At 60.5% G+C, this 12,113-nt stretch carries 14 protein-coding genes; 10 read left to right on the plus strand and 4 right to left on the minus strand.

Features of this window, described 5'->3' with window-relative positions; translation table 11 throughout:
- Nucleotides 1-11: 11 nt before the first annotated feature.
- The 3 genes from NK667_RS09375 to metC are packed head-to-tail and all read left to right on the plus strand — an operon-like array spanning nucleotide 12 to nucleotide 4,009.
- Entirely contained in the window at nucleotides 12-608 is a 597-nt protein-coding gene (locus NK667_RS09375; RefSeq protein ID WP_054614483.1) for a cysteine dioxygenase family protein, read from the plus strand.
- A complete protein-coding gene (locus NK667_RS09380) occupies nucleotides 605-1,261 on the plus strand; it encodes a glutathione S-transferase N-terminal domain-containing protein (protein WP_054614484.1) in 657 nt (218 codons plus the stop codon). Before NK667_RS09375 ends, NK667_RS09380 begins: the two co-directional genes overlap by 4 nt.
- 24 nt (nucleotides 1,262-1,285) lie before the next feature.
- Nucleotides 1,286-4,009 carry a cystathionine beta-lyase gene (metC, locus tag NK667_RS09385; RefSeq protein WP_054614485.1) on the plus strand — a complete coding sequence of 908 codons (2,724 nt, stop codon included), beginning with the start codon at nucleotides 1,286-1,288 and terminating at the stop codon, nucleotides 4,007-4,009.
- Nucleotides 4,010-4,050: 41 nt separating this feature from the next.
- Here the strand turns inward: metC and NK667_RS09390 are convergent, their stop codons facing one another.
- Complete coding sequence (locus NK667_RS09390; protein ID WP_054050790.1) at nucleotides 4,051-4,260, minus strand: hypothetical protein; 210 nt, start codon at nucleotides 4,258-4,260, stop codon at nucleotides 4,051-4,053.
- Nucleotides 4,261-4,462: 202 nt separating this feature from the next.
- Here NK667_RS09390 and NK667_RS09395 point away from each other — a divergent pair, with 202 nt between their 5' ends.
- The 5 genes from NK667_RS09395 (at nucleotide 4,463) to NK667_RS09415 (ending at nucleotide 9,282) form a co-directional block, all read left to right on the plus strand.
- Entirely contained in the window at nucleotides 4,463-5,461 is a 999-nt protein-coding gene (locus tag NK667_RS09395) for an acyltransferase family protein (protein ID WP_054614486.1), read from the plus strand.
- Between the two features lie 41 nt (nucleotides 5,462-5,502).
- Entirely contained in the window at nucleotides 5,503-6,396 is an 894-nt protein-coding gene (locus tag NK667_RS09400) for a LysR family transcriptional regulator (protein ID WP_054614487.1), read from the plus strand.
- A 96-nt stretch (nucleotides 6,397-6,492) separates the two neighbouring features.
- Nucleotides 6,493-7,620 (plus strand): aminotransferase class I/II-fold pyridoxal phosphate-dependent enzyme, encoded by a 1,128-nt coding sequence (locus NK667_RS09405; RefSeq protein ID WP_054614488.1) that lies wholly within the window; start codon nucleotides 6,493-6,495, stop codon nucleotides 7,618-7,620.
- Nucleotides 7,621-7,623: 3 nt separating this feature from the next.
- Nucleotides 7,624-8,613 (plus strand): Rossmann-fold NAD(P)-binding domain-containing protein, encoded by a 990-nt coding sequence (locus tag NK667_RS09410; protein WP_054614489.1) that lies wholly within the window; start codon nucleotides 7,624-7,626, stop codon nucleotides 8,611-8,613.
- A 66-nt stretch (nucleotides 8,614-8,679) separates the two neighbouring features.
- Nucleotides 8,680-9,282 carry a helix-turn-helix transcriptional regulator gene (locus NK667_RS09415; protein ID WP_236708570.1) on the plus strand — a complete coding sequence of 201 codons (603 nt, stop codon included), beginning with the start codon at nucleotides 8,680-8,682 and terminating at the stop codon, nucleotides 9,280-9,282.
- Nucleotides 9,283-9,327: 45 nt separating this feature from the next.
- Here the strand turns inward: NK667_RS09415 and NK667_RS09420 are convergent, their stop codons facing one another.
- Nucleotides 9,328-9,525 carry a hypothetical protein gene (locus NK667_RS09420; protein ID WP_054050797.1) on the minus strand — a complete coding sequence of 66 codons (198 nt, stop codon included), beginning with the start codon at nucleotides 9,523-9,525 and terminating at the stop codon, nucleotides 9,328-9,330.
- 277 nt (nucleotides 9,526-9,802) lie between these two features.
- Here NK667_RS09420 and NK667_RS09425 point away from each other — a divergent pair, with 277 nt between their 5' ends.
- Nucleotides 9,803-9,988: a hypothetical protein gene (locus NK667_RS09425; RefSeq protein WP_054614491.1), complete on the plus strand. Its 186-nt coding sequence runs from the start codon at nucleotides 9,803-9,805 to the stop codon at nucleotides 9,986-9,988.
- 190 nt (nucleotides 9,989-10,178) lie between these two features.
- Nucleotides 10,179-10,529, plus strand: a complete 351-nt coding sequence (locus NK667_RS09430; protein WP_054614492.1) for a hypothetical protein — start codon at nucleotides 10,179-10,181, stop codon at nucleotides 10,527-10,529.
- Here the strand turns inward: NK667_RS09430 and NK667_RS09435 are convergent.
- Together NK667_RS09435 and NK667_RS09440 are read right to left on the minus strand one after the other, a co-directional pair.
- Nucleotides 10,521-11,204 (minus strand): glutathione S-transferase, encoded by a 684-nt coding sequence (locus NK667_RS09435; protein WP_054616234.1) that lies wholly within the window; start codon nucleotides 11,202-11,204, stop codon nucleotides 10,521-10,523. The two genes, NK667_RS09430 and NK667_RS09435, sit on opposite strands and share 9 nt — an antisense overlap.
- 98 nt (nucleotides 11,205-11,302) lie before the next feature.
- Nucleotides 11,303-12,106, minus strand: coding sequence for an alpha-amylase family protein (locus NK667_RS09440; protein ID WP_236708620.1), 804 nt, complete (start codon nucleotides 12,104-12,106; stop codon nucleotides 11,303-11,305).
- Between the last annotated feature and the right edge of the window lie 7 nt (nucleotides 12,107-12,113).

Consider the following 12,113-nt stretch of genomic DNA (forward strand, 5'->3'; position numbering starts at 1 on the left):
GGAGACAATTCATGAGTACCGATAACCGTGCCGTCGTCATCGAGGATTTCCTCAAGAAAATTCGTGTGATCAATCAACGTGGCGTCGACCGCGCCGCGCTGGTGGAAATTGTTGCCTTGCTCGAAACCCTGGCCGAGCGCCGCGACTTGTTCAACTTCGACGCGTTCCCGGCGCCCGTGCCGGGGCAGGGCAGCACCGCGTTCCGTTACCGCCTGAACGACGATGGCGACACGCCGACGCTGTACCTGAACTCGTTGTTGCCGGGCAAAAGCACAATCGCGCATAACCACGAAACCTGGGCGATCATCAGCGCCGTCGAAGGCCAGGAAATCAACTACGTCTACGGGCGCAGCGATGAAGGTCGCGAACCTGGGTTCACCACCCTGCACCTGGAAAAAGAAGTGATCGTGCAACCCGGCACGTCGATCTCGTTCCTGGGCGAAGACCTGCACGGTATTCGCGTCGAAGGCGAGCAGGCGACCCTGCATTTCCACCTCTATGGCTTGCCGCTGGAATCCCTCAACGGTCGCTACGGCGTCGAAGCCGACGGGCGGATTCTCAACTACAACGCCTCGCAAATGGCGCCGTCGATCAAGGCCTACGCATGATCGATTTGTACTACTGGCCGACCGGCAACGGCTTGAAGATCGGCATCCTGCTCGAAGAGCTCGGGCTGGAATACCGCGTGGTGCCGGTCAACATCCGTACCGGCGAGCAGAAGCAGCCGGCGTTCCAGCGCATCAGCGCCAACGGGCGGATTCCGGCGATTGTCGATCATGCGCCTGAGGCGCTGGACGCACCGCTGAGCCTGTTCGAGTCGGGGGCGATCCTCAATTACCTGGCCGACAAGGCCGGGCGTTTTCTGCCGCCAACCGGGACAGCCGAGCGGCAAAAGGTCCAGGAATGGCTGTTCTGGCAAGTAGGGCATGTGACGCCGTACCTGAGCCAGTTGCAGCTGTTCAAGGAGAAGGCGCCGGAACCGATCCCATTCGCCCTCGACCTGCTGAATGCCGAGGCGACGCGACTGTATCGGGTACTGGAAACACGCCTGTCGGAAGTGCCGTATGTGGCGGGCGAGTACTCCATCGCCGACATGGCGATCTTCACGTGGATTCAGCCGCTGCGCCAGGGCCAGGATTTGGCGGACTACCCGCACATTCACGCCTGGCGCGAACGCCTCAAGGCGCGGCCGGCGATCCAGCGCGCCTATGCCAAGGGCCGCGACATTGCTGCCAACGAGCGCTCCCTCGCGCTTCAATAATTTCTATTTTCAAGCGGGACTTCCATGAGCCAGACCGTAACCCCAGGGCAACTGCAACAGTGGCTGTTCGACGGGCAGGAAATTGCCCTGTTCGACGTGCGTGAGCATGGCCAATATGGCGAAGCCCATCTGTTTTTCGGCGTGAACCTGCCCTATAGCCGCCTGGAGCTGGAGGCCCGGCGTTTGGCGCCGAATCCTCAAGTACGGCTGGTGATTTACGACCAGGACGGTGGCGACGTTGCGGCACGTGCCGCCCGAAGTTTGCAGGCGCTGGGCTATGGCCGCGTGCATATTCTGGAGGGTGGTGCCGAGGGCTGGCAGGCCGCCGGTTTCCAGCTGTTTGCCGGTGTGCATGTGCCGTCCAAGGCGTTTGGCGAGTTGGTGGAGGAGGCCAGTCATACGCCTCACATCACCGCCACGCAGTTGGCCGAATGGCAGGCGCGGGGCGAGCCGTTGGTGGTGCTCGACGGTCGGCCGTTCGATGAATACCGCAAGATGACCATTCCCGGTTCGGTGTGCTGCCCGAATGGTGAGTTGGGCTATCGCGTCCACGATCTGGTGCCAGACGAGAGCACGCCAATCGTGGTCAATTGCGCCGGTCGGACCCGCAGCATTATCGGCGCACAAACGCTGATCAACCTAGGCGTGAAGAATCCGGTTTACGCCTTGGAAAACGGCACGCAGGGCTGGTATCTGGAAGATTTTCAGCTGGAGCATGGCAGCACGCGGCATTACGCCGATGAGGTGTCATCCGCAGCCATGCCAGGTCAACGCCTGGCTGCTGCGCAACTGGCGGACAAGGCTGGGGTGAAAACCGTCGGGGCCGCGCAGGTTGAACAGTGGGCCAAGGAGAGTGGTCGCAGCCTGTTTTTGTGCGACGTGCGCACCGCTGAGGAATTCGCCGCTGGCACGCTGCCGGGCGCGCAACACACGCCGGGCGGGCAGTTGATTCAATCCACCGACTTGTACGTTGGTGTGCGCAAGGCGCGGTTGGTGCTGATCGACAGCGATGGCGTGCGCGCACCGATTGTCGCCAGTTGGCTGCGGCAATTGGGGCATGAGGCGTATGTGCTTGAGGGCGGTGTGGGCAGTTCCCTGGCGTTGCCGGCGCTTGAAGCCGGTGCGCCTGAAGCGTTGCCAACCATCACGACGCAAGCGCTGGCCGACGCGTTGAAAGATGACGCAGTCGCGTTGATCGATCTGCGCCCGAGCATGGTGTATCGCAAAGGTCATATCGCCGGGGCGCGTTGGTCGATCCGTTCGTTGCTGGCGGCCGAGGTCGCCGGTGAGCAACGGCCATTGGTGCTGCTGGCCGACGATCCACGGTTGGCGGCGTTCGCGGCGCTGGAGTTGCCCGAGCATCAGCGCCAGCAAACCCGGTTCGCCGGGAATGTGGCGGGGCTTGAACTGCAAGAGACACCCAACACGCCGCCCGACGCGCAATGCATCGATTTCCTGTTTTTCACCCATGACCGCCACTCCGGCAACAAGGACGCGGCGCGCCAGTACCTGGCCTGGGAAATCGGTTTGCTGGCGCAGATGAGCGAACAGGAAATCGCCAGTCTCAAGCCGCTGCGTGAGCAAACGCCTCGGGTTCGCACTCAACTGGTTCATTCCGCGCGCACGGAGAAGGGCAATGGCGGTCGTGCCGTCAACGTCCCGGTCACACGCTTGAGCACGGTGCTGTTCGACAACCTCGCACAAATGCGCGATGCGCGTTCCCGTCGCGACCACGAGCGTGTCCTGAGTTACGGCGCACGCGGCAATCCGACGGCGTTTGCCCTCGAAGACTTGGTCAGCGAATTGGAGGGCGGCTATCGCACGCGCCTGTTCGGCACCGGGCTGGCAGCGGTGGCGCAGACGTTCCTCGCCTATCTGCGGCCCGGCGATCATGTGCTGATCACCGATGCGGTGTACTCGCCGGTGCGGCGTCTGGCCCGGGAATTTCTTCAGCCGTTTGGTATTGAAGTCGGCTACTTCGCCCCCGACGGCAGCGATCTGTCCGCGAAGCTGCAAGCCAACACCAAAATGGTTTACACCGAAGTGCCCGGTTCGTTGCTGTACGAGCTCTGCGACTTGCCGGCCATCGCCGCCCTGTGCAAACCGCGCGGCATCCTGCTGGCGGTGGACAACACCTGGGGCTCGGGCTACCTGTACCGGCCGCTGACGTTGGGCGCGGACATCTCGATCATGGCGCTGACCAAATACCTGTGTGGCCACAGCGATGTGGTCATGGGCAGCGTCTGCACCCGGGAAGAGGTGTGGCAACCTTTGGCAGCGATGGGCGACACCTTCGGCAACGCGGTCAGTCCCGACGACGCTTATCTGGTGCTGCGCGGCGCCCGCACCCTGGCCACACGCCTCGACGTGCATGAACGCCAGGCCCTGGAAATCGCCCACTGGCTCCAGGCTCAGCCCCAAGTGAAGCGAGTGTTCCATCCGGCGTTGCCCGATCATCCTGGCCACGCCCTGTGGCAGCGTGACTTCAAGGGCAGTAACGGCCTGCTCTCGTTCGAGTTGCGCGACGCTGACGAAGCTTATCTCGAGCGCTTCATCGATGCGCTGCAACTGTTCGGGCTGGGCGCTTCCTGGGGCGGCTACGAAAGCCTGGTCACCGTCGCCGAACTCAAGGAACGCGAAAGCGCCGAAGATCGAGCACTCAATCCGGTGCTGCGATTACACATCGGGCTGGAAGATGTCGAGGCGTTGATCGAGGATCTGCAGCGGGGATTCGCTGCGACAACGTGAGGATTGAAACCTCCCTGGCAGCGAATCGACGGTGAGCGGCCTTACCAGAACTTGTCGCGCTTGACCGGACCGGCATTGCGCCGTTCCGGGCCGGCGTGGTTGCCGATGTCCACCAGCCGGCGTTCTACCAGCACATTCTGCAATGCCTGGCGGGCCACCGGGTCCAGCTGATCTTCGCGCTCCTTGAGTTCCAGCAGGATCGGGCTGGACCAGGTGCGATAGGTTTGCTCGGCGATACGAACGGGGGTCATCTATCTCTCCTTGATTAAGCGCCCGCGATGAAGCGGGAGCTGTTCGATGAGGTAGAAACGTTAGTTGAGGAAACGGGTTGTTGCCAGCCGTGGGGACTGGCGGCTCGTCGTTGAGTAAACACATCTTGAAAAACACTTCTCCACAAGCAGAAAGCCACGTACCTTACCGCGCAAAATAATCAGACATTCAGGGATGATGTGCGTGGGGGCTTATCGACTGCTGCTGGCGATGCTGGTGGCGATTTCTCATATGGGCGTGGCGTTTGCGGGTTTCAATCCTGGCGTCATTGCGGTGGTTTCCTTCCTGCTCATCAGCGGCTTTGTGATGACCTCGTTGATCGAGAGGAACTACAACGCGCCGGAGCAATTTCAACGGTTTTACGCTGATCGGGTATTGCGGCTTTATCCGCAGTTTCTGCTCTACTTCGTCAGCTCCTGCGCCGTGATCCACTTCCTGTTGCCCGGTACGCCCCAAGCGGCGGCGCTGACCATCAACAACATCGTCACCAGCCTGCCGATTGTGCCGATGGGTTTTTATATGTTCGGCATTACCATTCCCGAGATCCTGCCGGCGGCCTGGTCGCTGGGGCTCGAAATGTGTTTCTACCTGCTGATTCCGTTCCTGATCGTCTACAAGGTTCGGGGTATCGCGTATGCGCTGTCCGTGGCGGTATTCATGGTCGCAGCGCTGGGTTACATCAACACCGATGTCTACGGTTACCGACTACTGCCCGGTGTGCTGTTCATCTTCCTTTGCGGCAGCTACCTGTATCGCATGCGTGCCAGGGCAGGGATGATCGTTGCCGGCACCGCCATCGTCGCGGCCCTGATGTTCCTGGCGATTGTCACGGGACTCATTCCCCGGCGGCCCTTCAACGCGGAGGTCACTGCCGGTATTGCCTTGGGCGTTCCGGTTGTCTTTGTGCTGAGCAAGCTGAAGTACCATCGGGTGGATGAGTTGTTGGGGAACATCAGCTACGGTGTGTTCCTCAACCATTTTGTGGTGATGTATGTGCTGCGGGCTTTCTGGCCGGTGGCGTACGACGCATCGATGATCTCGCTGGTCCTGCTGCTTTCGTTCGCGCTGAGCGGGATTTCGTATTACTTCGTCGAACGGCCAGCCCTGAAGCTGCGTCATGCGCTGCGGGCCGGCGTCAGGAATGGCGCAGGTCAAGAACCGCGCGGTGAAACCTTCGCTTAAGCGACCCAGGGTTGGACATTACTTTTCGGAGATAGCGAAAGATGACGCTGGATAACCTTGCGCTGTTTTTGATGATCGTCGAAAAGGGTGGCCTGTCTGCCGCCGGCCGCGAGTTGGGGCTGTCGCCGGCGTCGGTGTCCGAGCGCCTGGCGGTGCTGGAAAGTTACTACGGCGCGAGCCTGCTGACCCGCACCACTCGTTCGCTCAGCCTGACCGATGAAGGTCGCCTGTTGGCGGACGGTGCCCGCCGCTTGTTGGCCGAGGCCGATGAACTGGAGACCAGCATCCGTCTGGGCATGCAAAAAATCTCCGGGCTGATCCGCCTCAGTGCGCCGGTCGATCTCGGGCAATCGCGGATTGTGCCGATCATTGACCGGTTTCTGGCGGAGCATCCATCCGTGACCATCGACCTCAATCTCACCGATGGATTCGTCGACCTGGTCAGCCAGGGGATCGACTTCGCCGTGCGTTATGGAACCCTCTCCGACAGTACCTTGCGCGCCAAACCGATTGGCGAGAACCGCCGCGTCATCTGCGCCGCACCACAATACCTTGAACGCAACGGCACACCTCGAAACCCGGACGACCTGGCCGACCATGACTGCATCGTCATGCGCTTTGGCAGCAACATTGATCGGGTCTGGACGTTCCGGGTGGCGAACGAGGCTTATCGCGTGGTGGTCCGGGGCCGCCGAGTGGCGAATGACGGCGGGCTGGTCCGGCAGTGGTGCCTGGACGGCCATGGCCTCTGCAACAAGTCCATATGGGATGTGCAGGCCGACCTCGCCGCAGGCAGACTCGTGGAAGTGCTGCCTGATTATTCGGCCGGTCAAACCGCGCTGCAGATTGTGTATCCGCCGGTGAGTGTCCTGCCGCGCCGTGTCCGGGCGTTGATCGACACGATCGCTTTGGAGTTGGCGTTAGGTGATGGCTGATTTAGACGTTAAGAATAAATTAGACATAAATTCTAAGCACGGGTAGTCTCAAGTCGTTGTCATCGGCCAACCGATCATCGACCTGAGGAAACAAGCATGGCCACACTTCCGGATTTCCGACTGGAAACCTACTTCTCAAAGTGGGAGTTTTCCGCGCGTTACCACATGACGGCCTCCGATGCGCAAAGCATGTCCATCAAAAACCTGCTGGCACTGGCGGACAACGCGGATCGGGAGGCTTTTGAAACGCTGTCCCTGGGCTACACCCAGACGTTCGGGTCGCCGGAATTGCTGGAGGTGATTGCCTCGACCTACGAACGCCAGACCCCGGCCGACATTCTGTGTTTCGCCGGTGCGGAGGAGGGGCTGTACGTGGCGATGCACGCGATCCTCGACAAGGGGGATCATGCGATTGTCATTACGCCCAACTACCAGTCCTCCGAGACGGTGCCGTTGAGCATTTGCGAAGTGAGCGGAGTCGCCCTCGATCCGGCGCGCAACTGGACGCTGGATATCGATGAAGTCGCGGCGGCGATTCGTCCCAATACCAAGCTGATCTCCATCAATTTCCCGCATAACCCGACGGGCAAGATCCTTGAGCGCGAGCGTTTCGATGCGTTGGTGAAGCTGTGCCGCCAGCACGGAATCTACCTGTTCAGCGACGAGGCTTATCGGTTGCTGGGCGTCGGCGCCGAGCAGCTACCGGCGGTGGCAGATGTCTACGAGCGTGGCCTGTCGCTGGCGGTGATGTCCAAGCCTTATGGGCTGCCGGGCCTGCGCGTCGGCTGGATTGCCTGCCAGGATCGCGACCTGTTGTTACGCATGGAGCGCATGAAGCATTACCTGTCGATCTGCAACTCGGGGCCGAGTGAAGTGTTGTCGCGCATCGCCCTGAAAGCCCGGGAACAGATCCTGGCGCGCATTCACACGCTGATGAGGCACAACCTTGGGCTGCTGGACGAGTTCTTCAAAGAGTTCGAAGAGCGTTTCGAGTGGTATCGCCCCGATGGCGGCTGCATTGCCTATCCGCGTTATCTGGGGGCCGAAGGGGTCGAGCGTTTCACCACCGATCTGGTCGAGCGCACCGGGGTGCTGTTGCTGCCATCGAGTATCTACAAGTCCGAGCTGGGGCCGACGCCGACGGATCGCTTTCGCATCGGCTGCGGGCGGGCGCATATCGAGGAAGGCTTGCAGGTGTTCCGTGATTACCTGCGGGGGCAATGACCCATGACCTCGGCAATGTTTCCGATCTACAGCCTGAGCGAGGTGCGCACGGTGTTGCGGCGCAAGGACATGCTCGACGTGGTGCGTGAGGCCATTGTGCGGCATTCACTGGGTGAGGTCGTCGCGGCGCCCTCCGGCGAGTTGTTGTTCCAGCAGCCTCCTGGCGACTGCCATATCCGCTTCGGTTATTTCCGTGGCGGCGCGGTTTTTGTGGTGAAGATTGCGATGGGTTTCTATGAGAACCCGGCCCGTGGGCTGGAAACCAACAACGGCCTGATGCTGGTGTTCGACGCCCAGACCGGCAAGATCATCGCCGTGTTGAATGATGAAGGCTGGCTCACCAGTTGGCGCACTGCGGCGGCGGGAGCTCTTGCGGCGAAGGCCGGTGCACCGTCGCAGATTACAGCTCTGGGGATTCTCGGCAGCGGGCATCAGGCTGAACATCAGGCGCGCTGGGCGTCGGAGATCCTCGGCACCGATCAGGTGGTGATCTGGGGGCGTGATCCGGCCAAGGCGAGTCGACTGGTCCAGAGTCTTTGTCATCAGGGTTTCAGCGCTCGGACAGCGGCGACCGTGGAAGAGGTGTTCGAACACTGCAATGTGGTGATTACCTGCACGCCATCAACCCAGGCGATCGTGCCCGTGTCGGCGGTGAAACGGGGCACTCACATTGTTGCCATGGGCGCTGACAGCCTCGGTAAGCAAGAACTCGATCCGCGGATTCTGGGCCTGGCACGGGTGATCATGACCGATGACCGTCAACAGTGTGCGCAGCGCGGCGAGCTGGCCCATGCCATTGCCGCAGGGCTGGACACTTCCAAGGCTGAGGTTTCATTGGGGCAGGTGCTGGCCGGAAATGGCGCGGGGCGGATCAGCGATGACGATGTGACCGTCGCCGATCTGACGGGGCTGGCGGCGCAGGACATCGCCATCGCGACCCTGGCCATCGAGTTGATCCAGTCCACGCCGTTGGGCCGGTCTGTCCAAGGCTGAGGTGAGCCCGTACAATTCCCGTCCATTTCAAGGTTTTCCAGTGCTCCTATGGTCGATATCGCCTTCATGAATGCAACGGCAGACGGCATCGCCGCGTTGCTGTTCCCCGATCTGGAAGCGGTAGTCCATGACATCCGCAGCGGCCTGATCACGCACATCGCCAACGGTTTTTCCGAGCGCAAAGTCGGCGACCCTTCGTTGATTGCCGACCTGCCGGAGCTGGACAAGGGCCTGGATGTCATCGGCCCCTATGAAAAGGTCGGGCCCAACGGCCGCATGCTGCGCTCAATCACCATGGCCGCCCGTTCTGACACGGGCGAGATCGTCGCGCTGCTGTGCCTGAATTTCGACGTGACGGCGCTGGCGCAAGTGCAGAAGCTGCTGAGTGGTTTCGCTGCGGGCGTGAAGCCGCAAGCCCGGCCGGAAGCGTTGTTCAGCGCAGACTGGCGGGAAAAACTCAATGAAATCGTCGAGGCCATTTCGGCAGAAAAGTGTGTGCGTCGCAGTGACTTCGGGCGCGCCGAGATCATGTTGGCGCTGATCGAAGCCCGAGCACACGGCTTGTTGGATGTTCGAAACTTTGTCGACTATTTCGGCGAGTACTTCGAGATCTCCCGCGCCACGGTCTACAACTATTTGAAAGCCGTCCAGGCCGCATCGCCGGAATGAAGCAAGAGGCATCGAGTGATGCCTCTTTTCATGTGCGTTACCGGGTCAGGCGCAGGCCTGGCCGAGGTGATTGTCCACTGCGCCAACGATGAGGTGCACCGGAATGTGCTGTTGCGTCTCAACGGACGTGACTTCGAAACTGCCTACGATATGAAGGTGTCGCTCGCTCAGCCCGGTCGACTCTTCTTCCTTTGCCTTAGCCATTCTCGCGTGGTTCATTGCGATTTCATTGAGAGTTGACACGTTACTTCTCCGGGGGGACTGACCAAGGTATTGATTGGGTGGCTGCCGCGTCAGAATTACGTCGTTCCGGGGCCGCCAAGACCGGCTTTTGCAAAGCCCAAGCCAAGATTTGGTCGCTTGCCTTTGCAGGTTTTTGCAGGCGACGAACGGCTTGTCGCGCGGGTTTTTCAAGGCGCACCGACCGTCAGACTGCTTGAATTATCGGCGCTGGCCGGACTCCATGATTCGAGAGGCAATGGTTTCTCGATGGCGGTGTACTCCGCACTGAGGTTAGGCAATGACATCATTTGAAGACTTCAGGACCCAATCGCAGGCGCTTCTGATAGAGCTGGATGCCGCCACGATGGGAATGATGACGTTGGTAACAGCTAAATGTGTTTCCGGGCCGGAATGGGACGCGGCCACGCAAAGGCATCACGATGCCTATGAACGCTGGAATGCTTTCCTGAATATCCCTGGCTAGGACCCGTAACGCGGGCTGTTTGCGGGCCACTCACGAAGACCGGCAGAATCTGTTGATCGAAAGAGCCAAAATGCTCGCCGACAAGATGATGCAAAACAGACAGTGAAAAGAGCCCAGCCACCGCGCTGGGCTTTTCATGACTGGCCGAAGGGAAACGGTTTAGTATTCCTTTCCCACCCCCTCAAGGAACATGGAAGTGAGAAACACCTACACAGTAGGGATGTGCCTTTTTTTATTGACGGTTTTGACGGCTCCATGTGCTTATTCAAGCGCTGAAGACACGTCCGCCGAGAACGCCTCGTTGCTCTGCAAAATCCTCGACGGCAACGACGCCCTGACCCAGGCTTCCGAGTTCTCTGCCGAGAATCGCTCGGTCTACATCTCCGTAGACGCCTCTCCAGAAGAAGCCGAAAAGCTTTGCCCCGTAATCAGCGCCATTGTCGTGGATAACGAGATGGAGTTTGCACAGGGCTGGACGGTGCAGATCAGTTCTCCGGGCAATGACTATAAAGTGGCGGCTGTGTGCCCGTTGTCACTTTAGATCAGCCGTTATTGGCAGCGTTTTGACACCCTGGCCGCGTTCCACCATGGCGCGCCATTCCTGAACACTAGAGCGCTCCAGCATCCTGGCATGCCAGGCGCGCAGTGCTTCGCATTCATCAGGTACCGGCAGTTTCACCAGCGAGGCGAAAATCATGCCGCCGAGTACCGCGATATCGGCCATCGAAAATTCGTTGCCCGCCACGAACGGCCGGTTTGCCAGGACGCCGTTGAAATAGTGCATCCCGCGCACGGCCTTATCGCGCATTCGCTCACCCCATTCACGATTCTGGTAAAGCTCGACGTCCGGCCCAAGACCGGGCGTGGCGTGATGGAAGTAGGTGCTGACCGCATCCAGGAATTCGATTTCCGCACGCTTGGTCATCATGTGGATGATGCCTTTTTCAGCGGGGGTTCTGCCGGTGAGCAGCGGGTTGCCATCCAGCACGTCAAGGTACTGGGTGATGGCGGTGCACTCGGCAATCAGTGTGCCGTCGTCGAGTTCCAGGACGGGCAGTGTCCCGGAGTAGTTGATCGCTAGAAACGCGGGCTTCTTGTGCTCGCCGGTCCATAGATTGACCGGCACGAATTCGATCCGCGACAGCAAGCCTTTCTCTGCCAGCGCAATACGCACACGCGCCGGGTAGGGGCCATCGAACCAGTCGTAGATTTTCATCATCGGGAAGCGGGACACGTCGATATCGGGTTATTCGACGAGCTGATTCAGAGTTATCAAGAGGCGGGACTTCTTTCGACCTGACCTGGCTAAATGCGTCAGTTTGAAGGGGCTCCAGTTGCTGGCACCATTTGCTCCACCAATCCAGGCGTCATGTAGTGCGGTCCGTCGAACAGGTACAGCGGATAACCGCTATAAGCCGCCAATTGCGCTTTCAGTTCAGCGGCGGTCGCGGAGCGGAAGCCACCGCCGAAATTGGGGCGGAAGGCTTCGGCGATGATTCGCACACGGTCTTTGCCCAGGCGCTGACGCAAGGCGTCGGCGTAAGTTCTGGCGACCGGCGCAGTGCGCGCATACACACCGACGCCGTCCTGGAAGAACACGCCGATGTCATTCGGCAGCCACTGTTTGAGCCAGTCGGCCGTTGCGGCGGGGCCGATGTTGGCACCGTCGTAGACGCTGATCCACAACGGTCGCGGCAGCTTGGCCAGCAGCGCCGGCAGTTCTTTGGCGCGGGTCCAGCTCGGGTCGACTTCGGCGGGGAAATACCAGCCGGTGACGTGCAGCGGCGTTGGCAATTTGGCGATGCGTTCCGAGACCGCCGCCAGTTGCTCGATGTTGTCCCGGGAACGGTTCTCGCTGAAATAACCCGCCAGCCCGAGGATCACGTCCTGCGCCCACGGCGCCTTGGCGATGCGCTTCCAATCCGGCAGCACCGGAACGGCAGGCAAGCCCGTGCCGGGAACGAAGGCCTGATCGTCGACGACGGTCCATTGCACCAGCAACTCCCGCGCGCCCAGTTTTTCCCAATGCCCATTGATCCCGACCGTCTTGTTGTCCGGCTGCCAGACGATGCCGACAATCCCCGGGGTCAGGGCCTTGTTGTGGGTCACGTAGAGCATCCCTGTC

This window comes from Pseudomonas nunensis (assembly GCF_024296925.1).
Classification (GTDB): domain Bacteria; phylum Pseudomonadota; class Gammaproteobacteria; order Pseudomonadales; family Pseudomonadaceae; genus Aquipseudomonas; species Aquipseudomonas nunensis.